Genomic DNA, 26,163 nt, shown 5'->3' on the forward strand with positions numbered 1-26,163 from the left:
GACGATTTTTGCGTTAAAGACGGGCGTCCCTTTGTTAATCAGAAAAATAACCAGGAGTGTTCATGGAAGAGAAAAAATCGTACGGGCTGGTGATTGTATTTGTCGGCCTGTTTGTCGCTTTTCTGATCAGCATCATGTCTTACAGCCTGTGGCGGGATAAACAGATTAATGCGTTTATGGTCACCAACCGCGCCTGGGGCATTCAGTGTGACAGGATTTCTCAGGCTGCGTGGGTTGTTAAAGAGGGTGAGCGTGTGGCCTTAGAAATGAACGCTCTTCCGCTGTACTGCAGCGGTTACCGCTTTGAAGTCCGCAATGACGCAGGAAAAACATTGCGTCTTCTCGATAAATACAGCGTTTATCAGCACCTGTCACGCCAGCCTAATTAATTCAGTCAAAAAGGTGTTCATCATGGGAAAACTACATGTCGTCATCGTGGCGGGGTGCCTTTGCTGCAGCCTGACGCCAGCCTGGGCGAAAGATGCGGGCTGGCAGTGGTACAACGAGAAACTAAAGCCCCGGGAAGAAGAGAAACCACCTGGACCCGCGGCCCCTCCGCCGCAAATGGATATTCTGGAAAAACAGGCAGCCCTTCAGCTTGCAACGAAAAAAGCATTAGCGGAAGCCATTATGTATCCCTCAGTACCGGCTTTTGTGAAGTATTTCCGACTGCAGAATTACTGGACGCAGCAGGCAGGCCTGTTCTCGATGAGCGCGAAGAAGGCCATGCTGGAAAACCCGGAACTTGATTACAACCTGCAGTACAGCCACTACAACGGCACTGTGAAAAACCAGCTGGCTGCTGACTATGCCGAGCAGCGCCAGGCTATCGCCACCCTCGCACAGCACTACGGCGTGATGTTTTTCTACCGCGGACGGGAGGCCATTGATGGGCAGCTGGTCCAGGTGATTCAGAACTTCCGCGAAACCTACGGCCTGAGCGTGATACCGGTGTCGGTCGACGGTGTGGTGAATCCCATGCTTCCTGACAGCCGGATGGACCAGGGCCAGGCAGAGCAGCTTGGCGTGAAGTTCTTCCCTGCGATGATGCTGGTTAACCCGAAAAGCGGCCAGGTGAAGCCTCTCAGTTACGGCTTTATTAGCCAGGACGACCTGGCGAAACAGTTCCTCTACGTCTCCAGCGACTTTAAACCCAATTTTTGAGGATTAACGGATGATTTATTTTCGGGTAGGGTGTGCGGCTTTGCTTTTCATCACCACTCCAGCACTGGCTTCAGAAATAATGGGCGTTCCTGAGGGGGGGCGGGTTTTCTGGTTTGTTATTTTTCCTGTGACGAGTCTGATTTTTCCTGTTCTGTTTGGTGCATTATTCTCCCGGAATTATTTGTTTAAAGAATACCTTATCATTGCAATGTCAGTTCTGATTACACAACTTCTTTTTATTGCATGCCTTTATTCATTTGACTATTTTAAAATCATTATGGTATCCGGGCTGGTTCAGTCGATAGTACCTTTAATGATATATGCCGTGATATCTGTTAAGGATGAAACAAAAATCGCCAGAACTTCAAGGTACAAGGTTTGTATCGGAGGCGCGTCCATAGTTGTGGCTGTGATTACATGGTTATTTTTAAAGTTACTGCTTGATTGTTGAAGCATCCACGGGAGTTGATTAGTTCATTTATTTTATAGTGACAAGATAGTTGTATAATAATGCACCAGAAAAGAAAGATAATAATCCATGTGCGCTTTTTGATTATTTTTTTAATGTAAATTGTTGTTATCCAGAATAGCCATGTTATAGCACCTGTCATTGTGATGGATGTCAGAATGATAATCCCATAATCCGGAATGTTTTGAGGCGGTAATGATTTTGACAGGATGTATACCGCAAGCAGGATGATTGCGTTCCCCAAAAGGGTTTCGCGGATGATATCCCTGATAATCAATAGTTTTTTTTCAACTTCATTATCCATTTTCTCTCCTGCTATCCGTTTCAACTGATGTTGAGCAATCAGTTAAACACAGAGAATTAAACAGGTCCAAAATTTTGAAAGAGGTTATATGCGAAAAATTCGTTTTCCCGATTTAGACATTACAGGGATGTGGGTGCTGGCCGTGGGCGTATTTTTCCACCTTATCGCCCGGTTGGTAAGGAAGCAGCCTGAGCTGGCCGTCCAGACTGGGGAAATATTCGGGCTGGGCATGGTCGTGTTCGGAGGGTACCGCATTCTCAATGCTCTCATTGCTGACGCTGAAAAACAGGAGAGAGCCCGTGAAAAGCAACCAGAAGATAATTAACGCTGGTGTCGCGACGCTGCTGTTACTGGCATTTTCACTGTCTTCCGTTACCCACGCTGGCACGCTGGATGACGTGAAATCCCTCTGGGACCCGCAGGGCATAACTGGCACGGCTCCGGCGGTATCCGCTGGCGTACCTGTATCTGCGAAGCCGGTCCCTCAGGCTCGTTGGTACCGGCTCAGCAACGGTAAACAGGTCAATCTCAGAGACTGGAAAGTGGTGCTGTTTATGCAGGGACACTGCCCGTACTGTCATAAATTTGACCCGGTGCTGAAGCAGTTGGCCGGTCAGTACGGCTTCTCTGTCTTCCCTTACACCATCGACGGGCAGGGAGATGAGGCGTTCCCGGAGGCACTGCCGGTTCCTCCTGACGTGATGCAGACTTTTTTCCCCAATATCCCGGTGGCCACGCCGACCACATTTCTGGTCAACGTGAACACGCTGGCGGCATACCCGATATTGCAGGGTGCCACAGATGCACAGGGCTTTATGGCAAGAGTGGATACGGTATTTCAGATAATGGGGGCCCCTGGGAATGGACAAAATTAAGATGGCCGCACTGGCAGGTGGCTTTTGGGTGGGGGTCTCTCTCCCGGCTGCTGCTGATGTCAACGGCGACATGAATAACTTCTTCAATAAGCTGGGGTTCGCTTCCAATACCAGCCAGCCGCAGGTCTGGCAGGGGCAGGCGGCGGGTTACGCTTCCGGCGGTTCGCTTTATGCGAGGACCCAGGTGAAAACTATCCAGCTGGTCAGTATGACCCTGCCGGATATTAACGCCGGTTGCGGCGGTATCGATGCTTATCTCGGTTCGTTTTCTTTTATCAACAGCGAGCAGCTGCAGCGCTTCGGAAAACAAATCATGTCCAACGCTGCGGGCTACTTCTTTGACCTCGCGCTGCAGACGACCGTGCCGGAGATCAAAACGGCAAAAGACTTTCTGCAGAAGATGGCCAGCGACATCAACAGTATGAACCTCAGCAGTTGCCAGGCCGCCCAGGGGATTGTCGGAGGGCTGTTTCCTCGCACCCAGGTGGCGCAGCAGAAGGTCTGCCAGGATATCGCCGGCGAGAGCAATATCTTTTCGGACTGGGCCGCTTCCCGACAGGGCTGTTCGGTAGGAGGGCAGATGGACAAGGTGCAGGACAAGGCCAGCGACAAGGACAAGGAGCGCGTGATGAAGAACATCAACATCATGTGGAATGCCCTGTCCAAAAACCGGTTCTTCGACGGCAATAAAGAGCTGAAAGAGTTTGTGATGACGTTGACCGGCACCTTGATTTTTGTGGAAAACAGTGAAATTACGCCACTGCCGGCACGGACCACGGATCAGGACCTGATTAAGGCGATGATGGAGGGGGGATCAGCAAAAATTTACCACTGCAATGATTCCGATAAATGTCTCAAGGTGGTTGCGGATGCGACGGTCACTATAGCTGCAAACAAGGCGCTGAAGAACCAGATTTCCACGCTACTGAGCAGCATCCAGAACAAGGCTGTGGCGGATGAAAAACTGACGGAGCAGGAGAAGGGGTTTATCTCCAGCACCACCATCCCGGTCTTTAAATACCTGGTTGACCCGCAGATGCTCGGGGTCTCGAATACCCTGCTTTACCAGCTGACGGACTATATCGGCTACGACATCCTGCTTCAGTACATTCAGGAGCTGATCCAGCAGGCCCGGGCAATGGTCGCAACCGGAAACTACCCGCAGTCGACGATGGATATGATCCTCGAGAACCTGAACCAGGCGAGTGTGCAGATTGCCGCCTTTCAGGCTCGCGTCCAGGTCCAGCAGGATGCATTGCTGGTTGTTGACCGGCAGATGAGTTATATGCGCCAGCAGGTATCCGCCCGCATGATGACTCGCTACCAGAATAACTATCACTTCGGAGGAAGCCTCTGATGCAGCCACTTGAAATCTATACCATCGCCGGGGGCGACTGGCTGCGGGGGAATCTCAATGCCATTGCGGCCTTTATGGGGACTGGTACCTGGTCGTCGATCGAGAAAATGTGCATCGCCTTCTCGGTGCTGATTGTCGCAACCAGCTGGGTAAAAAAACACAACATTATGGACCTCCTCGGCTGGGTATTCTCCCTGACCCTGGTCTCGATGCTGGTTGTTATCCGCACACCGGTTCAGATTATTGACTACAGCAATGTGGCTCAGGTCTACAAAATCGATAACGTTCCCATTGGCCTGGCCATTCCGGCGTCGCTGACCACGCGCGTCGGCAATGGCCAGGTGCAGGGCTATGAGATGCTCTTCTCCCTGCCTGACAGCATGACATACAGTAAAACCGGGATGCTGTTTGGCGGGAACCTGGTGGCGAAAAGCACCGATTTTCTGTCACAAAACCCGGAAATCACCACCCTGTTCTCCGACTATGTCCAGAACTGCGTTATGGGAGACATCTTTCTCAATGGCAAGTACACCCTTGAGGAACTGATGAACTCGTCCGACCCGTACACGCTGATATTTTCAAAACCCAGCCCGCTACGTCAGGTGCCGAATAACGACTATAAATTTCTGGAAAAGCCCGAAATCGGCACCTCTTTTATCAGCTGCCAGGTGGCAGCGACGCAACTGAAACAGCGCCTGGCACTGGATACACAGACTGGCGGGAAAACCTGGAGCTATTATGTGCGCCAGCTGTTTGGCGGCAAACCGAATCCGGACCTGCTGTTCAGCCAGATGATAGGCGACAGTTACAGTTACTTCTACAACTCAGGGCAGAGTGCCGGGCAGATTATCCGCCAGAACGTCACCATGAATGCGCTGCGTAACGGCATCCAGAGTTACGCAGCCCGCAGTGGTGATACGGCCAGCCTGGTCAACATCGCCAACACCACGTCGCTGGAAAAACAACGCCTGGCACAGGCCACGACGGGGCATCAGGCATTACGTTCCCTGCCCATGATGCAGACGATCATCATGGGCATTATGATCGGGATGTTCCCGATCATGATTATGGCCGCGATGTTTAACATGATGACCCTGCAGGTCCTGAAAGGATATGTGTTTACCCTGATATGGCTGCAGTCCTGGCCGCTGCTTTATGCCATCCTGAACAGTGCTATGGCCTACTATGCGAAACAAAATGGCGTGCCCGTGGTGCTGTCAGAACTCTCTCAGATCCAGCTGAAGAACTCGGATATCGCGACCACGGCGGGGTATATCTCGATGATGATCCCGCCACTCAGTTGGGCGATGGTGAAAAGTATGGGGGCCGGGTTTTCCAGTGCCTACAGTCATTTTTCCTCCTCTGGCCTCAGCTCTACGTCCCAGGCATCATCCAGTGTTGTGGACGGCAATTACTCCTTCGCAAACATGCAGATGGAAAATGTCAGTGGCTACAGCTGGGGTACCAACAGCTCGACAAGCTTCGGACAAATGTCGCGGCAGTTGGGGAACGGGGGAATGAGTACCCAGACCCGGGACGGTTCAATGGTCTGGGACAGTGGCGGGGCAATGTCAAAACTGCCAGTGGATATCAATGTCGGTCGGCAGATAGCCAGTGCACAGCAGCAGATGGCCCGGGAATCTGACATCCAGGCAGAGAGCTCTCTGCAGGGTTATAACAGCAGCGTGACCAGCGCCTGGAACAGCCTGAAGCAGTTTGGCACAAATATGGGAACCAGCACGTCAACCACCACCGGGGCTGATAATACGGAATCGTCACAGGATTCAATGGCCAGAAGCAAAATGTGGAACGCTGTTGTTTCTAATGCAAAAGCCAACAATATCAGTAATGATGAGTCATTCCAGCAGTTGATGGATGACTCCTCTAAACGAACTCAATCTTTTGATATACATGCATCTGGTAAATGGAATTCCGGGGACCAATTGTTTGGCAAGCTGGGTAAGTTGGGCACGGGATTGTCTGCTGAAGTTGGTGGTAAAGGAAGCGCTGGCTGGGCCCACAGCTCAGGTGATACTGATAATGTCAGTTCCTCTGGACGCGAATCACATGACAGTCGGCATGACACGAGCAGTCAGGCGGCGAAAGACTTCAAGGAGGCATCCGATTACTTTACCAGCCGTAAAACGACGACATCAGGAAATATTACCGATAACAATGCCAGCTCGCGTGTTGACCAGTTTGCTGCATCACTTTCCAGTGCGAAAAACAGTTATGACCAGTATACGAACAGCCGGACTCGTAGCCATGAATACAGTGAAATGGCATCTCGCACAGAGAGCATGAGCGGCCAGATGAGTGAAAACCTGACTCAGCAGTTTGCTAACTTTGTCCAACAACGTTCACCGCAGAATGCAGAGGCCATTCTGACCAACACAAGTTCGCCAGAAGTCGCTGCGCAACGTGAAGTCCTGGCGCGTGAATTCGTCAAAGCGCAGGTTGAACCAAAGGTTGATGGTGCTTACCAACAGGGGCGAGAGGCCATTGGTCAGAACATGTCTGGTGTATCAGGCGGTGGCGATCGTGGTACGGTAATGGCGGATTATGGGCATAATTCTGGCAATATTGAGACGATGACCCAGGACGCGGGGATTAATAATAACGTGAAAGAGGCTGTGGGTTCGTTGATAGACAGTAACAAGCAGGCCCATCAGCAAAATCAGAGCGAAATTCAGGGCCAGGGGGGCGAGGTCAAAAAACAGTATTCTGATCTTGAAAAACACCATAATACGGAAGGAAATAAATTCGAAAATGAATATAATGAAAGAAAAAGTAAGGTTAGTTCTTTACCAGGAGCTGACTCTCCACGCGAGTTAGAGGAAAAAGCAGTTAATATTCAAAAGGATTACCTTGATGGGAAAGGGGGGAGACAATGATAACTAATAAAATCATCATGGAAGAAGTTGATGAACTGAGGAATATACTTTCACAAGGGAAGGTTGAAATTCCGTCTTTTTGGTCATGTCTGTGGCCTGGATTGGTTATAGTTGCATGGCATATACTTTGTGCAATGATCAGCGTGAACCATAACTACCTTGCAGCAAAATATATTTTTTGGGCTATAATTTTTCCTGGGGGGATGGGGCTGATTCTTCTTCTTGGCGTCTCTAGTGCTCGCTCTTTATTTTTATCAGTGCCAAAATCCTTTAGGGTACGTTCAGATATATATCTATTTTTCACCAAGAAAATTATTGTGTATGCATCTGCATATATGCTATCGATTATTTTCCTTGCCTTTTTAAATCGTTTTGTATATGACTCGCCATTTCCTTATGCATTTATGGTCATTTTAACGACAGTTTTTTTTGGTTTTGTCATGAATCTGGATTTTGGAAGGTATCAACTCTCGTTACTCACATCTGCGATAAACTCTTTCAAGGCTAATTGAATAGGTATGTTACCTTTCAGTTCCTGCATGCTAATTATATTGATTATATATAAAGGCTTCAGGATGAAACTTAATAATATGATTTGTAGTTCTGGATTGGCTCTATCTGAAAGGTGGGGTGATGTTGCAGGGAATCCATATGGTATTGATCGCCGTGATTGATCTGCCATTATTATTTGTTGTGGTTATGGGTTTTCTGGGTGATGCCTGTTTTTAATTGAAGTAAATTTCCTTTCATATATAGTGATCGTGCACGCATAAGATAGATGTGAGTGCGCTCACCTTCATTGTTTATATCACAAGGATTCAGGATGAAACTTAATAAAATTATGGTTGTAATGGTCGTCAGTTCAGCGCTGGTACTTTCTGGTTGTAGTGCAATGGGGACAGCAGTTAAAAAGCGAAATCTGGAAGTGAAAACACAGATGAGCGAAACAATCTGGCTGGAACCGTCAAATAATAAGACCGTTTATCTGCAAATCAAAAATACCTCTGATAAAGATATGAGCGGGCTACAGTCTAAAATTACCAGTGCAGTAACGGCTAAAGGCTATCAGGTCGTCACTAATCCCGATACCGCGGGTTACTGGATTCAGGCAAATGTCCTGAAGGCCGATAAAATGGACCTGCGTGAAACCCAGGGCTGGTTAAGCCGGGGTTATGAAGGTGCTGCAACAGGCACGGCGCTGGGGGCAGGGATCACCGCGTATAACTCCAGCTCTGCAGGTGCGACTCTGGGAGTCGGTCTGGCCGCTGGACTTGTCGGCATGGCCGCTGATGCAATGGTTGAAGATGTGAACTACACAATGATTACTGACGTGCAAATTTCAGAACGCGCGAAAACTCAGGTGCAGACGGATAATGTGGCGATATTACGTCAGGGCACCTCGGGCGCGAAAGTGCAGACCAGCACTGAGACCGGTAATCAACATAAATACCAGACCCGTGTTGTCTCTAACGCAAATAAAGTGAATCTGAAGTTCCCGGAAGCCCAGCCTGTTCTTGAAGATCAGCTGGCAAAATCTATCGCTAATATTCTGTAAGTCTTCCATCTCACGGCCCGGACATATCGGGCCAGACTGGCAACACCTTCCTGGTCTGTCAGGTTTAATTCGTCAATTAATTAGTTTATTCCTCCTTTGAACGGTGAACAGTTCCGCAATTTATTTGTGCATCTGTGAGGCGTTGCCGACCGTGGTCGGAAAATTCCTTCTCTTTTGTATTTAAGGTCAAGAATTATGAGCTTTAATGCCAAGGATATGACTCAGGGCGGTCAGATTGCGAATATGCGTTTTCGCATGTTTGGTCAGATTGCCAATATTATATTTTATGTGCTGTTTATTTTATTCTGGGTGTTATGTGGGCTGATGCTGATGTACCGTCTCAGCTGGCAGACCTTTGTGAACGGCTGCGTTTACTGGTGGTGTACGACACTGGCGCCGATGCTCGATATTATTCGCTCTCAGCCGGTCTATACGATTAGCTATTACGGAAAGTCTCTGGAATATAATGCGGAACAAATTCTTGCCGATAAATATACTATCTGGTGCGGTGAGCAGCTGTGGACGGCATTTGTTTTTGCCGCCATTGTGTCGCTGACAATCTGCGTGGTGACGTTCTTTGTCGCCAGCTGGGTGCTGGGCCGCCAGGGGAAACTGCAGAGTGAGGATGAAAATACCGGGGGGCGCCAGCTTTCCGATAAGCCCAAAGATGTGGCCCGCCAGATGAAACGCGATGGAGCGGCCTCCGATATTAAAATTGGCGACCTGCCTATTCTTAAGAATTCTGAAATCCAGAATTTCTGCCTCCACGGAACCGTGGGCTCCGGTAAATCCGAAGTCATCCGCCGGCTGCTGAACTACGTCCGCGCCCGGGGCGATATGGCCATCATCTACGACAGGTCCTGTGAGTTTGTCAAAAGCTATTACGACCCGTCACTGGATAAAATCCTCAACCCGCTGGATTCGCGCTGTGCGGCCTGGGATTTGTGGAAAGAGTGCCTGACGCTGCCGGATTTCGACAACATCTCCAACACCCTTATCCCGATGGGCACGAAGGAAGATCCGTTCTGGCAGGGTTCCGGTCGCACCATCTTTGCCGAAGGTGCCTACCTGATGCGCGGGGACAAGGACCGCAGTTACGAAAAGCTGGTTGATACCATGCTGTCCATCAAAATCGATAAGCTGCGTGCGTACCTGCAGAACACCCCGGCCGCCAACCTGGTCGAGGAGAAAATTGAGAAGACAGCCATCTCCATCCGTGCCGTGCTGACCAACTATGTCAAGGCCATCCGCTACCTGCAGGGGATTGAAAAGAATGGCGAGCCGTTCACGATCCGCGACTGGATGCGCGGCGTACGTGAAGACCAGCCTAATGGCTGGCTGTTTATCTCCTCGAATGCCGATACGCACGCCTCCCTGAAGCCGGTTATCTCGATGTGGCTGTCGATTGCCATCCGCGGTCTGCTGGCGATGGGGGAGAACCGTAACCGGCGTGTATGGATTTTCGCTGACGAACTGCCCACGCTGCACAAGCTGCCAGACCTGGTTGAAATTCTGCCGGAAGCCCGTAAGTTTGGTGGCTGTTATGTGTTCGGTATCCAGTCTTACGCCCAGCTGGAAGATATTTACGGCGTGAAGCCTGCCGCCACGCTGTTTGACGTGATGAACACACGAGCCTTCTTCCGTTCCCCGAGTAAGGAGATTGCCGAGTTCGCCGCCGGCGAAATCGGTGAGAAAGAAATCCTCAAGGCCAGCGAGCAGTATTCCTACGGGGCTGACCCGGTGCGTGATGGTGTGTCGACCGGGAAGGAAAAAGAGCGGGAAACCCTTGTCAGCTACTCCGACATCCAGACGCTGCCTGACCTGTCCTGCTATGTCACCCTGCCGGGGCCGTATCCGGCCGTGAAGCTGGCCCTGAAATACAATCCCCGACCGAAAATCGCCGAGGGCTTTATTCAGCGCCGTCTCGATACTCGCATCGATGAAAGACTCAGTGCTCAGCTGGAAGCCCGGGAAGCCGAGGGGAGTCTGGTTCGGGCATTGTTCACGCCGGATGAGCCTGTGTCTGAGCCAGCCGAAGAGAAAGCCGGTGTTCAGCCTGAGCAGACTAAACCTGCTAAAGACAGCGTACTGCCTGTGCCGGTAAAAACCTCGTCGATGGCAGCAGAGGGTGCCGGTAAGACGCCAGACGTCCCGTTATCTGGTGCTCCCGTCACGAGAGTGAAAACCGTTCCATTAATCCGGCCTAAACCTGCTGCTTCGGTGACCGGCACTGCTGCAGCGGCATCCACTGCCGCGGTGAGTGCGACTGCGGGCGGGACGGAGCAGGAACTGGCGCAGCAGCCTGTCGAGGCGGACCAGGATATGTTGCCGGCCGGAATGAACGAGGATGGCGTAATTGAAGACATGCAGGCTTATGACGCCTGGCTGGAAGGTGAACAGATACAGCGGGATATGCAGCGACGCGAAGAGGTCAATATCAACCACAGCCGCAGTGAGCAGGATGATATCGAAATCGGAGGAAACTTCTGATGATGTCGATTGGTTCGGTAAAGTCGGCGGGGAGCGCCAGCAATTACTATACAGACAAGGATAACTATTACGTTATCGGATCTATGGATGAACGCTGGCAGGGAAAGGGCGCGGAGGCGCTGGGCCTTGACGGGAAGGTGGACAAGCAGGTGTTCACTGACCTGCTGAAAGGAAAGCTGCCGGACGGCAGTGACCTGACCCGGATGCAGGATGGCGTGAACAAACACCGGCCAGGTTATGACCTGACCTTTTCCGCCCCTAAGAGCGTGTCTGTCATGGCCATGATCGGTGGGGATAAGCGGCTGATTGATGCCCATAATCAGGCCGTCACAGAAGCCGTAAAACAGGTGGAAACGCTGGCGGCGACCCGGGTCATGACGGACGGAAAAAGCAAAACCGTGCTGACCGGCAATCTCATTGTGGCGAAATTTAATCACGACACAAACCGCAATCAGGAGCCCCAGTTGCACACCCATGCCGTGGTCATCAATGCGACGCAGAACGGCGGCAAGTGGCAGTCTCTTGGCACCGATACGGTGGGTAAAACGGGCTTTATCGAGAATGTGTACGCAAATCAGATAGCCTTCGGAAAACTCTACCGGGAGGTGCTCAAACCTCTCGTTGAGAAACTCGGCTATGAGACGGAAGTGACAGGCAAACACGGCATGTGGGAGATGAAAGATGTGCCGGTTGAGCCGTTTTCCACCCGCAGTCAGGAGGTCAGGGAGGCTGCAGGCCCTGATGCCTCCCTGAAGTCCCGCGATGTGGCCACACTGGATACCCGTAAATCGAAAGAAACCCTCGATCCGGCAGAAAAAATGGTGGAGTGGGTGAACACCCTCAAAGAGAGCGGTTTCGATATTCACAGCTATCGCGAGGATGCCGATAAGCGCGCTGCAGAAATCAACCGTGCGCCCGTCAGTCCGGCGAAAACCGACGGCCCGGATATCAGCGACGTGGTCACGAAAGCCATTGCCGGTCTCAGCGACCGCAAAGTGCAGTTTACCTATGCCGACATGTTGGCCCGCACGGTCAGCCAGCTGGAGGCGAAGCCGGGGGTATTTGAACTGGCCAGAACGGGCATTGATGCGGCTATTGAGCGCGAACAGCTTATCCCGCTCGATCGCGAGAAAGGTCTGTTCACCTCAAACATCCACGTCCTTGACGAATTGTCCGTTAAAGCGCTGAGCCAGGAGGTTCAGCGCCAGAATCATGTCTCCGTCACGCCTGATGCCTCTGTTGTGCGTCATGCACCTTTCAGCGATGCGGTCAGCGTGCTGGCGCAGGACCGGCCGGCGATGGGGATTGTTTACGGACAGGGAGGGGCCACGGGGCAGCGGGAGCGGGTGGCTGAGCTGACGCTGATGGCCCGGGAGCAGGGGCGCGATGTGCATATCCTTGCTGCAGATAACCGGTCTCGTGATTTTCTCGCCGGGGATGCCCGTCTGGTGGGGGAGACGGTCACCGGCAAGTCTGCCCTGCAGGACGGAACCGCGTTTATCCCTGGCGGGACGCTCATTGTGGATCAGGCAGAGAAGCTGAGTCTGAAAGAGACCCTTTCCCTGCTCGATGGCGCCATGCGCCATAACGTGCAGGTTCTGCTGTCCGACAGCGGCAAACGCAGCGGGACCGGCAGCGCGGTGACCGTGCTGAAAGAGAGCGGGGTGAACACGTACCGCTGGCAGGGCGGAAATCAGACGACGGCAGATATCATCAGCGAGCCGGACAAAAATGTTCGTTACAGCCGGCTGGCACAGGAATTTGCTGTCAGCGTACGCGAGGGACAGGAGAGCGTGGCGCAAATCAGTGGCACGCGCGAGCAGAATGCCCTGAACAACGTTATCCGCGACACCCTGAAAAACGAGGGCGTACTGGGGGCGAAAGAGATAACCGTCACCGCCCTGACGCCGGTGTGGCTGGACAGCAAAAGCCGGGGCGTGCGCGACTATTACCGCGAAGGGATGGTGATGGAGCGGTGGGACCCGGAGACACGGAAGCATGACCGGTTTTTGATAGACCGGGTGACTGCGAGCAGCAATATGCTGACCCTCAGGGACAAAGAGGGGGAACGTCTGGACCTGAAAGTTTCGGCTGTCGGCAGCCAGTGGACGTTATTCCGGGCCGATAAACTACTGGTGGCGGACGGTGAACGTCTGTCGGTGCTGGGGAAAATTCCCGAAACACGGCTGAAAGGTGGCGAGAGTGTCACAGTGCTGAAAGCGGAGGCCGGACAGCTGACAGTGCAGCGTCCCGGGCAGAAAACTACCCAGATCCTGGCAGTGGGCGCCGGGCCGTTCGACGGTATCAAAGTCGGGCACGGATGGGTGGAAAGTCCCGGCCGTTCGGTCAGCGAAACAGCGACCGTTTTTGCCTCCCTGACGCAACGCGAGCTGGATAATGCCACGCTGAATCAGCTGGCGCAGAGCGGAAGCCATATCCGGCTGTACTCTGCACAGGATGCGGCCCGCACAACAGAGAAGCTGGCCAGGCATACCGCCTTCAGCGTGGTGTCTGAACAGCTGAAGGCCCGGGCCGGCGAGACAGAACTTGATGCGGCCATCGCATCACAGAAAGCCAGGCTGCACACTCCCGCAGAGCAGGCCATTCACCTTTCCATTCCCTTGCTGGAAAGCGACAACCTGACCTTCACACGTCCTCAGTTGCTGGCCACGGCGATGGAGTCCGGGGGAGGCAAGGTCCCGATGGCGGATATTGACAGGTCCATTCAGGCGCAGATTAAAGCGGGCAGTTTGCTGAATGTGCCGGTGGCGCCCGGTCAGGGAAACGACCTGCTGATTTCCCGTCAGACCTGGGATGCCGAGAAAAGCATCCTGACCCGGGTGCTGGAAGGAAAAGAGGCTGTTGCTCCCCTGATGGACAGCGTGCCGGGTAGCCTGTTGTCAGATCTGACGTCCGGGCAGCGAGCTTCCACCCGGATGATACTGGAGACTACTGACCGGTTCACGGTGGTTCAGGGCTATGCCGGGGTGGGGAAAACTACTCAGTTTCGGGCCGTGACGGGAGCCATCAACCTGCTGCCAGAAGAGACACGGCCGCGCGTTATCGGACTCGGTCCGACGCACCGTGCGGTCGGGGAAATGCAGAGTGCCGGCGTGGATGCGCAGACTACCGCCTCCTTCCTGCATGACACGCAGCTCCTGCAGCGTAATGGCCAGACACCGGATTTCAGCAACACGCTGTTTCTGCTCGATGAGAGCTCAATGGTGGGGCTGACAGACACAGCGAAGGCGCTCTCCCTGATTGCGGCCGGGGGAGGGCGCGCTGTGCTCAGCGGTGATACCGACCAGCTGCAGTCCATCGCGCCGGGTCAGCCGTTCCGGCTGATGCAACAGCGCAGCGCCGCGGATGTGGCCATTATGAAAGAAATCGTGCGCCAGGTACCGGAACTACGACCGGCGGTCTACAGCCTGATTGACCGGGATATCAACACTGCGCTGGCCACGATCGAAAAGGTCACCCCGGAGCAGGTGCCGCGAAAAGACGGGGCCTGGGTACCCGAAAATTCCGTGGTGGAATTCACCCCCGCACAGGAGGAGGCGATACAGAAATCGCTGAATAAGGGAGAAAGCGTGCCGGCAGGTCAGCCCGACACGCTGTACGGGGCACTGGTGAAGGACTACACCGGCCGTACCCCCGAAGCGCAGTCGCAGACGCTGATTATCACCCATCTGAATGATGACCGGCGGGCGCTGAACAGTCTGATTCATAACGCACGGCGGGAGAATGGCGAAACCGGCAGGGAAGAAGTCACCCTGCCGGTACTGGTCACAAGCAACATCCGTGACGGAGAGCTGCGCAGGCTGTCGACCTGGACCGCTCACAGGGGGGCAGTGGCCCTGGTCGACAATGTCTACCACCGTATCGGGAGCGTGGATAAGGAGAACCAGCTTATCACCCTGACAGACAGTGAAGGAAAGGAGCGTCTTATTTCACCCCGGGAGGCGTCCGCAGAAGGTGTCACGCTCTACCGAGAGGAAGCCATTACTGTGTCTCAGGGGGACAAAATGCGCTTCAGCAAGAGTGACACGGAACGTGGCTATGTGGCTAACAGTGTGTGGGAGGTCAAATCTGTTTCTGGTGACAGTGTCACGCTGTCGGACGGCAAAACCACCCGAACGATGAACCCAAAGGCTGATGAGGCGCAGCGGCACATCGACCTCGCGTATGCCATCACTGCCCACGGCGCTCAGGGGGCCAGTGAACCGTATGCCATCGCGCTGGAAGGTGTGGCCGGTGGTCGGGAACGGATGGCCAGCTTTGAATCCGCCTATGTCGGGTTATCGCGTATGAAACAGCATGTTCAGGTGTATACCGACAGCCGTGAGGGCTGGATAAAGGCCATTAATCATTCACCTGAGAAAGCGACGGCCCACGATATTCTGGCACCCCGTAACGACCGGGCTGTGAAAACAGCAGAGCTTCTGTTCGGACGGGCAAAGCCACTGGATGAAACAGCCGCAGGCCGGGCAGCCCTGCAACAGTCCGGTCTGGCCCGGGGGAGTTCACCGGGTAAATTCATTTCTCCGGGGAAAAAATACCCGAAGCCGCATGTGGCGTTGCCGGCGTTCGATAAAAACGGGAAAGACGCCGGTATCTGGCTCAGTCCACTGACGGATAAGGACGGCTGCCTGGAGGCCATCGGTGGCGAAGGCCGCGTGATGGGCAACGAGGCAGCGCGGTTCGTGGGACTGCAGAACAGCCGCAATGGTGAAAGTCTGCTGGCCGGTAACATGAGCGAAGGCGTCAGAATGGCCCGCGACAATCCCGACAGCGGGGTGGTCGTCCGGCTGGCCGGTGATGACCGCCCCTGGAATCCGGGGGCCATCACCGGCGGCCGCGTCTGGGCAGATCCGGTACCGGTTTTTCCACAGACCGGCGCTGACGTGCCGCTTCCGCCAGAGGTACTGGCGCAGAGGGCCGCAGAAGAGGTACAGCGCCAGCAAATGGAGAAACAGGCGGAACAGACCGCCCGGGAGGTGGCCGGAGACGGGCGCAAAAACGGTGAGCCGGACGACCGGATTAAGGAGGTTATCGGCGACGTTATTCGCGGGCTTGAGCGTGACAAACCGGGAGGGGGAAAAACGGTACTGCCGGATGACCCGCAGACCCACAGGCAGGAAATGGCGGTTCAGCAGGTGGTCTCAGAGAGCCTGCAGCGGGAACGTCTGCAGCAGATGGAACGGGATATGGTTCGTGATCTCAGTCGTGAAAAAACGCTCGGGGGCGACTGACGCGCCTACGGCTTGTCTGCTCCGGCAACCTCCCCGATTAAAATCGGGCACCCTGCCGGGGCGCTGATAAAAGGATAGGAAGATGACAACATATGAAACGCGTCTTAACGCCATCGGCCGCTGGCTGCAGGGGCTGCTGACCTGGACGCCAGGACAGACGGATATCATCAAGACCATCGCGCTTGTTCTGATGGTAATCGATCACACCGGCCTGCTGCTGGCCGGGAATAATGAGGTGATGCGTCTGCTGGGGAGAGGCTGTTTTCCGCTGTTTGGTCTGGTCTGGGGAATGAATCTGGCCAGGTATCACGACATTCGCCAGTCGCAGCTGAACCAGCTCTGGTGCTGGGCCCTGATAGCGCAGGGATCGTTTATCCTGGTGGGATACCCCTGGTATATGGGGAATATCCTCTTTACTTTTGCCGTTACCGGACAAGCGATGCGTTGGTTCAGTCTGCGTACCCGTAACGACATTCTGCTGGCGATCGCTATTGTGGTGGCCTGGTTGCCACTGTCTACAGACAGTTACGGTCTGGCCGGGGTATTCATGCTGATCAACAGCTACCGGCTGTGTCGTGCTACAGAGCCCGTGGAAAGAACCGGCTATGCTTTACTCTGGGCAGTCATGGTTCTGCTGATGAACCTCCATGATGCCGGGCAGTCCGTGGCGGGACTGGCAATTGCAATACTGGTCGTGGGTGTCTGCTCGGATACCGGGAAGCATGTTAAACGATTCTGGCCGACGCATTTTTTTGTCCTGTTTTACACCGTTCACCTGGCGCTACTCGGCATACTCGCCGGGTGACGGGCAGAAATTAGCCGACTGTCAGTCGGGAGGATGATCCGGCAGGCAACCTGGCGTATCTTACTCACTCAGTGTTAACTGCAGGATTACTTCAACCTATGACGGAAGATAAACGTCCAACCCTCAGCCTGAAACGAAAGCCGGCGGAACAGACGGCCGGCCAGGCTGCCGATACGCCCCGCATCGTCAGGCGTAAGCAAGTGGTGAATGTCACCACGCCGCCGGCATGGAAAGTGAAGAAAGGGAAGCTGGCCAGAAAAGCGGAACAGGGAAAACCGGTCAAATCAGTTCCGACAGAACCTGAAAACCCAGGGAAACCCGCCCGGACGATTCGTTACCTGCGTCTGCCGGAGCTGCAGGTGGCCGTTGACACCCTGAAGACCTGGTGGCCTGCTCTCTTTGATGGTAACACGCCGCGCCTTCTGGCTACGGGGATCCGGGAAGCGATCTTTGCTGATATGATCGCTCGGGGTATACCGTTGTCCCATAAACAGGTGATTAAATGCCTGAAACGAATTACCCGTTCTGAAATGTATCTCTCATCGATGACCGCGGGTGCGGAGCGCGTTGATTTAACTGGGCAACCGGTGAGCCAGGTGACCGATGATGAAGAGCAGTATGCGCTCCAGCGGATGGAAAAACAGCACCGGCAGCAGGCCGGACTTCAGAATGAAATCATTTAATCTGTTTTAATTCAGTTTATTTAATCTGTATTCCCTCTTTAACTCTGCCAGTGTCATTGAATACTCTGGCAGAGTGATAATATCTGCCCGTCACACATTGTCATTTAAAAGGATATTTATGAAACTTAAAGCTGCCTTAATAGCCTCGGGTGTTTCTGTGATATTAATTCATAGCTCTCTGTTATATGCTAACGAAATAACACCTGTATTTACTCCTGAGCAGGAAAGCCGGATTGGCGAAATTGCCGCAGATTATATGCGTGCACATCCGGATATTCTTATCCCGATGAGTGAGACGTTACAGCAGGAGCAGCAGGAAAAACAAACCCGGGGATTAAAATCAGCCGTACTGGCACAACAGGCCCGGATAGTGGCAGATAAACGTATTAGCTGCAGACAGCGCTGTCATGGTGGTTGAGTTCTTTGATTACCAGTGTATCTGGTGCAGCCGGCTGGCGCCCGAGCTGGAAAAGGTCATGAAAGCGAACAAAAACGTACGCTACTACTTTATGGAATGGCCGGTGTTCAGCAGTCGCTGTCCGGAATCTCTGCTGGCGGCAAAAACCGGACTGCAGGTCTGGAAAGAAAAAGGGGAGGATGTATACCTCAAATATCACAATGGCATTTATGGCACAGGAATGAATGAAGGGTGTCATCGAATCAAAATCTGTAAATATACAATTCAAAGAAAATACTATTAATGAAATTAATGCAACTCTGAAAGATATCGATGATATTGCGACTGCAAAGGGATTAACCGGTACACAGGGGGTTATTATCATGCCCGTTAAGGGAGCATCCGCGGATAATACCACGGTATATGCCGGAATGACTGAGGCAGAAAATACTCAACAAGCAATAAATAAGGCGCAGGGAAAATAAGAGATGAAACGAATAACACTGTCGGGTCTTCTGGTGGTCTGTTTATTTTTTTCTGGCGGATCGATAGCTCAGCCAACCGTGCAGGCCGGCTTTTCTCCTGAAGGTTCAGCGCTGCAACTGATTCTGAACACGATTGATACCGCAAAAGAAAGCATCCGTCTAATGGGTTACAGCTTTACGTCACCGGAAGTGACCCGGGCACTGATAACGGCAAAGCAGCGGGGCGTCGATGTCAAAGTGGTTGTCGACTGGAAAGCGAACAGCGAAAAAGGCAGTGCCGGCGCAGCGGCGATGAATCTGCTGGTCAACGCCGGCACTCCTGTGCGAACGGTCAGTAAGTTCAGGATCATGCATGACAAGGTGATTATCACTGACGAGAGGAATGTGGAAACAGGATCGTTCAACTACACCCGTGCAGCGGCGCGCAGTAACTCAGAAAACGCGCTGGTTATCCGGGATTACCCGGTGCTGGCTGAGATCTACCTGCAGCACTGGCAGTCCAGATGGGAGACGGGGACTAACTGGGTTCATGCATACTGATTTTTCATTGCCGTAGATTTCAACTAATTGAGCAGACAAATAAAAACCCCGCTTACCACTTTTCTACCAGGAAAAATAAGCGGGGTTGGATGCTGTTGCTTGTGAACACAACGTATGGAGATTACCCCCATGGAAAAGGTATTACAAGAATATCGGTTGATTTTTGAGCATCATTTATCTGGCAAGGGAGATGTAGTCAATGGATAAGGTTTCCTGCTCTAGCTATGTGCAAGTACATAATCCTTATCCGGTGTTTACCGTACCTTGTAAGAAGGGAACGCAAACACCTAAACGTACACTGCCATTTAACAAGAAACTGATGTCCAAAGTTGAGGGTTTTACGGATACATTTATCTTCACAGTGCTCGTGGCTGATACAAGAGCTAACGGTTACAGGAAACGGCGGCCGCCAGCACTCAGATGCCGCGCTATAAACGCACTACTTCAGGGATTGTGCTTCCATTATGATCCCCTTGCTAATCGGGTAAATGTCACCATGACGACACTGGCCTCTGAATGTGGACTTGCTACTGAATCGGAACAGGGAAATTTATCAATTTGTCGGGCGACACGTGCTTTACGCTACCTGGCAGAGGAGCTTGGGCTGATAACTTATCGTACGGAGTATGATCCAGATGCAGGTTGTTATCTGCCAACGGATATTACTTTCCTGCCACGCTTATTTGAGGTTCTTGATGTTTCGCCTGAATCGATTGATTCCGTCCGCAGAAGTCGGGCTGAATATCTTAATTTGCAGAGATCTGCAGAAGGTCGGAGCAGACTAAGCCTTAACGAGTTAGTTACTTTGGCCTGGGGGGTGTTCCGCGCCCGTTTCAAAGCGTACAGACTGATGCGTAAAGCTTATGGAGAGAAACGATGCAGAGCCAGAAAAGAAGCTCAACTGACCTTCCGGGAGATATCCGAACGTGTGAGGAAGGAGCTTACGCTGGAGATTGCAAAAGGACTGTTTGTCTCTGATTTATCCCGGATACGCGATGAGATTAAGAGAAGAGTAAAAGAGAGGATGATTCTTTCGCGCAGTCTATGTACACGGATATAGAACCAACTGGCTTTTCGACACCTCACGGTTAATAAGGTCTCCATGACCAAACGACTGATATTGCCTTGTCATTACCTCGCTCTGATTTGCGCTCACCGCCCACCATGGTATAATTCCATAATATTGTGTGTTAATCGCGTTTTATAGAGATAGTTCACATTATGCTGGATTTATCGTTTAGAAAGCCTGACGAAATGGTTTCTCTCTTGTGCGATCGACTGCGCAAAGAACGAATCAATCAACAGATGACCCAGTCAGAACTGGCCAAAAGGGCTGGCATTGGGGTGAATACGTTGTCAAATCTGGAATCGGGGAAAAATACTGGGTTTGAGAATATTATCCGTGTAGCCATGGTCCTGGGGCGGACTGATGAACTGCAAGGACTATTCAAACCCAGACTTGAAAACCTCGAAGATCTACGCCGTTATGAGTCCACCTTAACCCGAAAACGTATCAGAAGTAAGGGAGGCCATAATGAATAGTATTGAGGTTTTTTACGAAGGCTGGGGAGAGCGCTGGCTCTGGGGTACCTTAGTCAGTACGACTGTGTTGACGGGGCGACCAGTTATTGTTTTTGAATATAGTCCTGCCGCCCGTGAGAAAGGACTGGAACTGGCACGTTATACGCTGCCGCTTTCTGGTCCTAGTCTCCGGAGAGATTTTCCACAGCACCAACTGGGGCTCCCTGGACCTGTCTATGATTCACTACCTGACGGGTGGGGAATGTTACTTATGGACAGACTGTTCCGTAAACGCGGACTCAGCAGCGCAAGAATTGGTCCTCTTGAACGTCTCGCGTACATCGGCAGTAATGCTATGGGCGCGATGTCATATATGCCGGCATCACCGGACGTCTTATCTGTCCAGGACTATATCCCGATTAGTCAGTTAGCAGCAGAGGTCCAGGAAGTTCTGAAGGGGGAAGGGGGGGAGTTTCTCAACCGACTTCTGCTTATGGGGGGATCACCACAGGGAGCGAGGCCAAAAGCCCTTCTTTACCGGGACTCCGGGACCGGTGAGTTTACAACGGTACCTGCTCTGGGACTTGAACCATGGCTAATAAAATTTCCGGCAAGGCAGGAACATCCTGAAGTTTGCGCCGTAGAAATGATATACGCCCAGTGTCTGAGAGAATGCGGGATTGATACTCCTGAGACGGAATATTTTGAGTTACCAGGTGAGCAGGCTGCGTTTGCAACCAGAAGATTTGACAGAGAGCGGGGAATGAAAGTCCCTATGCAAAGTCTTGCTGCTTTTACTGGTGCAAACTATCAGGTTCCGGGTTCAATGGACTATGCCAGTTTTCTTCGGGCGACACAGCTCTGTACAAATGATGTCCGTGAAAAAGGACGCGCATTCGAACGAGTGGTATTTAACGTCATCTTTAATAACAGAGACGATCATCCAAAAAACTTTGCCTATCTGATGTCAGCAAACGGGAACTGGTCGCTGGCGCCAGCCTTTGACATTACATTCTGTGACGGTCCAGGCGGATACCATCAGATGGATGTCATGGGCGAAGCGCTTACTATAGAGCGTGAGCATCTGATGAATCTCGGGATACGGGAAGCTGAACTGGAGGAAAGCCGGGTGAATGAGATTATCGACCGGATAGCCAGTGTGGCTACGACATTTTCGAAGAAATGTCATGAGCTCCTTCCAGGAAAGGTTACCAGGGATACCCTTAGTTATATCCAGACTCGCATCGATGAGAATATTAGCGGTATCAAATCCTGAACCGCGCTTAAACGGCGAGGGCTTCCAGTATCTCAGGCCACCGCCGTCTTCAGTCAAGTAACAAAACAGTATGGATGGCTCTTCTCTCTTTGCGGAACGACATATCCACTATTAACTGCAAGAGACCAGGCTGGTTAACTGATAACCGGCGTCTATCCAGGCTGCAAGTATTCTTTTAAAAACCCTTTAACTGCATTCTTTTAAACTAAGTACCTGTTCATGGTCAGTTATGAGGATAATTATTAGTTACAACATTCATAAAGAGTTTTCCTTCCTCACCCTGAGAGCCCGCTGCCTTTTCTGAACCCCGAGCCCCTCTCTGGCCACAATCCAATACCGTGCACAGCTGCAACAACAGAACCCTTTCCACCACTGAAAAGCGCCGCCGCCCCCGGCCGAAGGCCGGGGAACACCATCGCTTTTAATGATGGGTGTTGTAACTACTCTTCTTCATCGCTGTGGGTGGAGCGGCGGTCAGTTATCTGGTACACGCTCGTAAGCGGCCCTCGGCCCGCTAACGCGGAGATACGCCCCGACTGCGGCTGTCGCCTTGCCGGGACCACTCCGACCGCGTACAGAGGCGTCTGAGACGTTTTTAGCGGGTATAGCTTTGCAGCTACCGCGTTAAGTTCCCTGGTGTCGCTGAGATAGTTGATGAACATCCCCCTAAGCGTCAGCAGCAAGCTGCCGCCGCTAAGGCCCCGGAAATCACGCCCTTTACGTCGTAAACGCCGTAAAGCCCGCTCACCGGGGTTAAAAGGGATTACTTTGACTTCTTCATTGCTGTTAGCGGGTTAAGGCTAATCAGGGCAGGGGGTAGGGTGGCAGAATTTATAGCCCGGCAACCGGCTACGCCGGGCTTTCGGCGCCATTTGACTCCACAGACATAGGTAACCTCATCTGGCGCCTCCATGCCGCTGACGCGGCATCCAGAAGTTTCCCGATGCTGTAAGTCTTAACGTCTGCTTTGTGCCAGAAGCGGACGTTATAGGAAGCAATCTTTTGCCGGATTCGGTAAAACCCCAATTCCGCCGAACCCCAGCTCTGCACATGCAGCCGTGCCATCAGCCAGAAGTCGCTTACGGTAGGCTTCATCGGACCAAGCTTTAGCGACAATGCGCGCACCGTTTTCAGGCGTCCAGCTCTCAAAAGTAGATTCCAGCTTATTGATGTATTCATCGCTGATAAGGCCTTTGTCTTTCAGGATGCTCGCAAGTGCATACGCGCGTTCATCAACAGGTGCAATGGGTGGTTTTTCAGTTTTCATGCTTTATCCCTTCAGTCTGTGCTGAATTCTACTTTTCCATATGCAGCCGGCGTGATGATGACTGCTCAGGACAGAAAATTGTCTTAAAGGGACAGGAAGGTGGGGCAGGAGCGGGCGGTCAGATGCCGCCCGGAGAGGATCAGTTACGGCGCATGAGCTGGCTTGGGGGATGGCCGTACTGTTTTTTGAAGGCACGACTGAAGTGGGCAAAGCTCGTGAAGCCGCAGGAGACAGCGACATCAGCGACCTGTCGCGCGCGCCCCTCGGTGATGAACTGGTAGCTTTTTTCCAGGCGCTGATGCCACATCCACTGCATCGGGGTCATGTTGATGGAAGCAAACAGCCTGCTCAGGGTACGTGGCGAGGCCCCCACCTGACGGCCTATGGTTTCCATACTGAGCTCACTGTCATCCAGATGGTTCAGCATAAATGCCTGTGTACGCTGAAGCAGCGTGTGCTGGTGATGGCTTAACGTCTCGGCCTGGGTGAACTCATTCTCCAGGGTTACGGCAAGAATATCAGTCAGTGAATTGCCTATCCGCCCGTTAGCATCCGTACTTTGCGCCCCGCTCAGCGTAAAGGAATTTTCAATCATGGAGGCCAGAAACTGTCCTGCCGCAGATTGCCTGCTCATGGTGCGAGCCGTAACGTTATCGAGGCGCGCGTGTTTGCAATCCAGCGCTTTGCGGGGAACACGCAGGATCAGCATTTCATACTGCCCGTCAAAACTGTATTCGAAAGGGCGTGCCGTATCGTAGAAAACCATGTCGCCCGCCTTTTGCACGGTGTGGCGGTCGTTCTGGCTCAGGCAAGCTTTACCGGACAGCAGGAGATTGAAGAGATAGTCATCGCCTGGTGCGCGACGAAGGTTTTCGCAGTCGCGATCGTAGGCAATGGTTCCGCACCGGATATGGCTCAGGCCGAGTGCGCCAAGACTGCGTGCGTCAAGCGTGGCCTCAAAGTTGGCAGGGACATCAGTGGACGTTTCCGCCCAGCAGTGATGTGCTGAGACAACTTCACGCCAGTATTCAAAACGCTGCGCCGCGGGGACTTCATCGGTACGGTATTGCATCGCTGTAACTCCAGAAACAGTGGACTCATAGTTTTTGCAATTTATGTGCCAGTTTTCTTGCTGGTAAGCTACTGATCATGGGCACTTCATGAAGCCCCGGAGCATCACAAAGTGGTGCGCTGCACCATATCGGTCAATGGTCGCACTGAATTTGAGCGCTTGTCCTTCAGAGGAAAACCCCTGTCCCGTACAGGCAGGCAGAAAAAGGATAGGACTGATAGCCTGGGGCCTGATTACTCATCAACCCAGATGGATGCCTTATGCGCGACATTATAAATTCTATCACTGATCCTCTGCATTACGCCGGAATCGAACAGCTATCGCAGGCGCTACGCCATAGGCAGCTCTCGGCAACGGAGCTGACCCGACACATGCTGGATCGCATCCACGAACTTGACGGTACAATTGGCAGTCACATCTGTGTGCTTGAAGAGGAAGCGCTGAACGCCGCGGCTGAGACAGACAGAAGGCTCGCCGCAGGTGAAGACGCTGGTCGTCTTGGGGGGATTCCCGTCGCCGTCAAAGACATTTTTGATATCAGCGGGCAGGCCACGACGGCGGGCATGGCAGTACATATTGATAATATTGCTTCCGAAGATGCGACAGTGATTGCGCGACTGCGCCAGAGCGGCGCAGTCATCACCGGTAAAACGGTTCTGACTGAAGGGGTATATGCTGAACATTCTCCCCCTTTTCGTGCACCGCTTAATCCATGGAATAATGAGCGCTGGTCCGGTGCATCATCAAGTGGCAGCGCCGTTGCCGTTGCCTCAGGGTTGTGCGTGGCAGCACTGTCGAGTGAAACCGGCGGCTCCATTCGCTTGCCCTCTGCAGCGAACGGATTAACGGGGATCAAACCAACGTGGGGGCGCGTATCACGGCACGGCACGTTTGAACTTGCTGCCTCACTCGATCACGTAGGCGTCATTGCCCGCAGTGTGAACGACTGCGCTGCCGTACTGCAGCAAATCGCCGGCGCTGATCCGGGTGACGTTACCGCCTCACGGCTGTCTGTGCCTGACTATATGGCTGCGGTCCCGCAAAATCTAAGGGGGCTTCGCATCGGGCTGGACATGGATCTCATCGGGAGTCTTGCTGATGATGAGATCGTGAGTATTTTAATGTCCGCGCTGGACGTGCTGGTTGCTGCTGGTGCAGAGATCAGATCTGTGAGACTGCCGGACGTTCAGCAAATGAATGAAGACTGGTTTGACGTTTGTGCCGTGCAGACAGCCTATTCACATCGCGCAACCTGGCCACAGCATCGCGAGCATTACGGTCCGGCTCTCGCCGCCCTAATTGAACGCGGCTCCCGCCTGTCTGGCATGGAATATCAGGCCTGTATTCTGCGCCGTAAGCAGTTCCGGGGAGAACTCAACGCATTATTTGAGAATGTTGATATGTTTGCCCTGCCTGTCATGCCGTTCACAGCGCCGCCCCTTTCCCGCATGGCGCAGGTTGATGAAGAGCTCATTGCAGCGCTGCACACATTTACCTGTCCGTTTAATATGTCAGGTAATCCATCTCTGATTATGCCTGCCGGATTCTCTCATGATTCGCTGCCCGTGGTGTTTCAGCTGATTGCACCGGATTTTCATGAACACGCTTTATTTGAGGCGGGGCGTGTATTCCAGCAGAAAACAGACTGGCATACCCGACGCGCTCTGAAATAATTCTGATGTCCCTTTCAGTCAAAGAAAAGGCGGCAGGGGACAAGCACGCAGTGTAAAAAACCTCAAATATAAAACCAGAGCGCT

General features: G+C 52.7%; 24 protein-coding genes. 21 read left to right on the forward strand and 3 right to left on the reverse strand.

The genetic code is table 11. The features are described 5' to 3' along the window. The first annotated feature begins 62 nt into the window (after nt 1-62). Genes OQV00_RS26695 through OQV00_RS26705 form a run of 3 tightly spaced genes read left to right on the forward strand, consistent with a single transcriptional unit; the run spans nt 63 to nt 1,615 of the window. A complete protein-coding gene (locus OQV00_RS26695) occupies nt 63-389 on the forward strand; it encodes a hypothetical protein (protein WP_154925393.1) in 327 nt (108 codons plus the stop codon). A gap of 22 nt (nt 390-411) precedes the next feature. Further along, on the forward strand, nt 412-1,164 hold the full coding sequence (gene traF, locus OQV00_RS26700; RefSeq protein ID WP_154925391.1) for a type-F conjugative transfer system pilin assembly protein TraF: 753 nt from the start codon (nt 412-414) through the stop codon (nt 1,162-1,164). Between the two features lie 10 nt (nt 1,165-1,174). Further along, nucleotides 1,175-1,615, forward strand: a complete 441-nt coding sequence (locus tag OQV00_RS26705; RefSeq protein WP_154925389.1) for a hypothetical protein — start codon at nt 1,175-1,177, stop codon at nt 1,613-1,615. On the opposite strand, the gene OQV00_RS26710 is transcribed toward OQV00_RS26705, so the two are convergent. Continuing rightward, nucleotides 1,578-1,937 carry a hypothetical protein gene (locus tag OQV00_RS26710; protein ID WP_177951992.1) on the reverse strand — a complete coding sequence of 120 codons (360 nt, stop codon included), beginning with the start codon at nt 1,935-1,937 and terminating at the stop codon, nt 1,578-1,580. The genes OQV00_RS26705 and OQV00_RS26710 overlap by 38 nt on opposite strands. Before the next feature lie 88 nt (nt 1,938-2,025). Between OQV00_RS26710 and traQ the strand changes: the two genes are divergently transcribed. The 17 genes from traQ (at nt 2,026) to OQV00_RS26795 (ending at nt 22,067) form a co-directional block, all read left to right on the forward strand. Further along, complete coding sequence (traQ, locus tag OQV00_RS26715; protein ID WP_154925387.1) at nt 2,026-2,262, forward strand: type-F conjugative transfer system pilin chaperone TraQ; 237 nt, start codon at nt 2,026-2,028, stop codon at nt 2,260-2,262. Continuing rightward, nucleotides 2,237-2,812 carry a type-F conjugative transfer system pilin assembly thiol-disulfide isomerase TrbB gene (gene trbB / locus OQV00_RS26720; protein WP_250210061.1) on the forward strand — a complete coding sequence of 192 codons (576 nt, stop codon included), beginning with the start codon at nt 2,237-2,239 and terminating at the stop codon, nt 2,810-2,812. The genes traQ and trbB overlap by 26 nt, the downstream gene beginning before the upstream one ends. After that, complete coding sequence (traH, locus tag OQV00_RS26725) at nt 2,799-4,169, forward strand: conjugal transfer pilus assembly protein TraH (protein WP_154925382.1); 1,371 nt, start codon at nt 2,799-2,801, stop codon at nt 4,167-4,169. Before trbB ends, traH begins: the two co-directional genes overlap by 14 nt. Then, nucleotides 4,169-7,063 (forward strand): conjugal transfer mating-pair stabilization protein TraG, encoded by a 2,895-nt coding sequence (gene traG, locus OQV00_RS26730; protein WP_154925380.1) that lies wholly within the window; start codon nt 4,169-4,171, stop codon nt 7,061-7,063. The genes traH and traG overlap by 1 nt, the downstream gene beginning before the upstream one ends. After that, nucleotides 7,060-7,575 carry a conjugal transfer protein TraS gene (locus tag OQV00_RS26735; RefSeq protein ID WP_154925378.1) on the forward strand — a complete coding sequence of 172 codons (516 nt, stop codon included), beginning with the start codon at nt 7,060-7,062 and terminating at the stop codon, nt 7,573-7,575. Before traG ends, OQV00_RS26735 begins: the two co-directional genes overlap by 4 nt. A 311-nt stretch (nt 7,576-7,886) precedes the next feature. Beyond that, nucleotides 7,887-8,618 carry a conjugal transfer complement resistance protein TraT gene (gene traT / locus OQV00_RS26740; protein ID WP_154925376.1) on the forward strand — a complete coding sequence of 244 codons (732 nt, stop codon included), beginning with the start codon at nt 7,887-7,889 and terminating at the stop codon, nt 8,616-8,618. Nucleotides 8,619-8,813: 195 nt separating this feature from the next. Next, nucleotides 8,814-11,108: a type IV conjugative transfer system coupling protein TraD gene (gene traD / locus OQV00_RS26745; protein WP_266280848.1), complete on the forward strand. Its 2,295-nt coding sequence runs from the start codon at nt 8,814-8,816 to the stop codon at nt 11,106-11,108. After that, complete coding sequence (gene traI / locus OQV00_RS26750) at nt 11,108-16,360, forward strand: conjugative transfer relaxase/helicase TraI (RefSeq protein WP_110522042.1); 5,253 nt, start codon at nt 11,108-11,110, stop codon at nt 16,358-16,360. The genes traD and traI overlap by 1 nt, the downstream gene beginning before the upstream one ends. 82 nt (nt 16,361-16,442) lie before the next feature. Beyond that, a complete protein-coding gene (gene traX / locus OQV00_RS26755; protein WP_154925370.1) occupies nt 16,443-17,165 on the forward strand; it encodes a type-F conjugative transfer system pilin acetylase TraX in 723 nt (240 codons plus the stop codon). Between the two features lie 98 nt (nt 17,166-17,263). Further along, the gene (locus OQV00_RS26760; protein ID WP_266280851.1) at nt 17,264-17,848 is read left to right on the forward strand and encodes a fertility inhibition protein FinO; all 585 of its coding nucleotides are present in this window, start codon (nt 17,264-17,266) and stop codon (nt 17,846-17,848) included. A gap of 118 nt (nt 17,849-17,966) precedes the next feature. Beyond that, nucleotides 17,967-18,266: a hypothetical protein gene (locus OQV00_RS26765; protein WP_224250947.1), complete on the forward strand. Its 300-nt coding sequence runs from the start codon at nt 17,967-17,969 to the stop codon at nt 18,264-18,266. A 58-nt stretch (nt 18,267-18,324) separates the two neighbouring features. Then, nucleotides 18,325-18,549: a thioredoxin domain-containing protein gene (locus OQV00_RS26770; protein WP_224250948.1), complete on the forward strand. Its 225-nt coding sequence runs from the start codon at nt 18,325-18,327 to the stop codon at nt 18,547-18,549. Further along, the gene (locus OQV00_RS26775) at nt 18,491-18,730 is read left to right on the forward strand and encodes a thioredoxin domain-containing protein (RefSeq protein WP_224250949.1); all 240 of its coding nucleotides are present in this window, start codon (nt 18,491-18,493) and stop codon (nt 18,728-18,730) included. Before OQV00_RS26770 ends, OQV00_RS26775 begins: the two co-directional genes overlap by 59 nt. Nucleotides 18,731-18,733: 3 nt before the next feature. Next, on the forward strand, nt 18,734-19,270 hold the full coding sequence (locus OQV00_RS26780) for a phospholipase D family nuclease (RefSeq protein ID WP_266280854.1): 537 nt from the start codon (nt 18,734-18,736) through the stop codon (nt 19,268-19,270). 199 nt (nt 19,271-19,469) lie between these two features. Beyond that, nucleotides 19,470-20,330, forward strand: a complete 861-nt coding sequence (gene repA / locus OQV00_RS26785) for a plasmid replication initiator RepA (protein WP_075209041.1) — start codon at nt 19,470-19,472, stop codon at nt 20,328-20,330. A gap of 161 nt (nt 20,331-20,491) precedes the next feature. Next, complete coding sequence (locus OQV00_RS26790; RefSeq protein WP_266280856.1) at nt 20,492-20,812, forward strand: helix-turn-helix domain-containing protein; 321 nt, start codon at nt 20,492-20,494, stop codon at nt 20,810-20,812. Beyond that, nucleotides 20,802-22,067, forward strand: a complete 1,266-nt coding sequence (locus OQV00_RS26795; protein WP_049077831.1) for a type II toxin-antitoxin system HipA family toxin — start codon at nt 20,802-20,804, stop codon at nt 22,065-22,067. The genes OQV00_RS26790 and OQV00_RS26795 overlap by 11 nt, the downstream gene beginning before the upstream one ends. Before the next feature lie 985 nt (nt 22,068-23,052). Here OQV00_RS26795 and OQV00_RS26800 read toward each other — a convergent pair. After that, nucleotides 23,053-23,334 (reverse strand): nitrile hydratase subunit alpha, encoded by a 282-nt coding sequence (locus tag OQV00_RS26800; protein WP_202182595.1) that lies wholly within the window; start codon nt 23,332-23,334, stop codon nt 23,053-23,055. A gap of 139 nt (nt 23,335-23,473) precedes the next feature. Beyond that, complete coding sequence (locus tag OQV00_RS26805) at nt 23,474-24,406, reverse strand: AraC-like ligand-binding domain-containing protein (protein WP_071003470.1); 933 nt, start codon at nt 24,404-24,406, stop codon at nt 23,474-23,476. 260 nt (nt 24,407-24,666) lie between these two features. On the opposite strand from OQV00_RS26805, the gene OQV00_RS26810 reads away from it, so the two are divergent. After that, a complete protein-coding gene (locus OQV00_RS26810; RefSeq protein WP_266280868.1) occupies nt 24,667-26,079 on the forward strand; it encodes an amidase in 1,413 nt (470 codons plus the stop codon). Nucleotides 26,080-26,163 lie beyond the last annotated feature (84 nt).

Source organism: Klebsiella sp. DY2415 (assembly GCF_026314315.1).
In the GTDB taxonomy this organism is placed as follows: Bacteria; Pseudomonadota; Gammaproteobacteria; order Enterobacterales; family Enterobacteriaceae; genus Klebsiella; species Klebsiella ornithinolytica.

Coding starts and splice junctions, on each gene's coding strand:
- OQV00_RS26800 (WP_202182595.1), bottom strand. CDS start 23,334: ATGAAAACTGAAAAACCACCCATTGCACCTGTTGATGAACGCGCGTAT.
- OQV00_RS26710 (WP_177951992.1), bottom strand. CDS start 1,937: ATGGATAATGAAGTTGAAAAAAAACTATTGATTATCAGGGATATCATC.
- OQV00_RS26790 (WP_266280856.1), top strand. CDS start 20,492: ATGCTGGATTTATCGTTTAGAAAGCCTGACGAAATGGTTTCTCTCTTG.
- traQ (WP_154925387.1), top strand. CDS start 2,026: ATGCGAAAAATTCGTTTTCCCGATTTAGACATTACAGGGATGTGGGTG.
- OQV00_RS26735 (WP_154925378.1), top strand. CDS start 7,060: ATGATAACTAATAAAATCATCATGGAAGAAGTTGATGAACTGAGGAAT.
- OQV00_RS26705 (WP_154925389.1), top strand. CDS start 1,175: ATGATTTATTTTCGGGTAGGGTGTGCGGCTTTGCTTTTCATCACCACT.
- OQV00_RS26770 (WP_224250948.1), top strand. CDS start 18,325: ATGAAAGCGAACAAAAACGTACGCTACTACTTTATGGAATGGCCGGTG.
- OQV00_RS26695 (WP_154925393.1), top strand. CDS start 63: ATGGAAGAGAAAAAATCGTACGGGCTGGTGATTGTATTTGTCGGCCTG.
- OQV00_RS26765 (WP_224250947.1), top strand. CDS start 17,967: ATGAAACTTAAAGCTGCCTTAATAGCCTCGGGTGTTTCTGTGATATTA.
- traG (WP_154925380.1), top strand. CDS start 4,169: ATGCAGCCACTTGAAATCTATACCATCGCCGGGGGCGACTGGCTGCGG.
- traI (WP_110522042.1), top strand. CDS start 11,108: ATGATGTCGATTGGTTCGGTAAAGTCGGCGGGGAGCGCCAGCAATTAC.
- traX (WP_154925370.1), top strand. CDS start 16,443: ATGACAACATATGAAACGCGTCTTAACGCCATCGGCCGCTGGCTGCAG.
- traD (WP_266280848.1), top strand. CDS start 8,814: ATGAGCTTTAATGCCAAGGATATGACTCAGGGCGGTCAGATTGCGAAT.
- OQV00_RS26810 (WP_266280868.1), top strand. CDS start 24,667: ATGCGCGACATTATAAATTCTATCACTGATCCTCTGCATTACGCCGGA.
- traF (WP_154925391.1), top strand. CDS start 412: ATGGGAAAACTACATGTCGTCATCGTGGCGGGGTGCCTTTGCTGCAGC.
- OQV00_RS26760 (WP_266280851.1), top strand. CDS start 17,264: ATGACGGAAGATAAACGTCCAACCCTCAGCCTGAAACGAAAGCCGGCG.
- traH (WP_154925382.1), top strand. CDS start 2,799: ATGGACAAAATTAAGATGGCCGCACTGGCAGGTGGCTTTTGGGTGGGG.
- traT (WP_154925376.1), top strand. CDS start 7,887: ATGAAACTTAATAAAATTATGGTTGTAATGGTCGTCAGTTCAGCGCTG.
- OQV00_RS26780 (WP_266280854.1), top strand. CDS start 18,734: ATGAAACGAATAACACTGTCGGGTCTTCTGGTGGTCTGTTTATTTTTT.
- repA (WP_075209041.1), top strand. CDS start 19,470: ATGGATAAGGTTTCCTGCTCTAGCTATGTGCAAGTACATAATCCTTAT.
- OQV00_RS26805 (WP_071003470.1), bottom strand. CDS start 24,406: ATGCAATACCGTACCGATGAAGTCCCCGCGGCGCAGCGTTTTGAATAC.
- OQV00_RS26775 (WP_224250949.1), top strand. CDS start 18,491: ATGAAGGGTGTCATCGAATCAAAATCTGTAAATATACAATTCAAAGAA.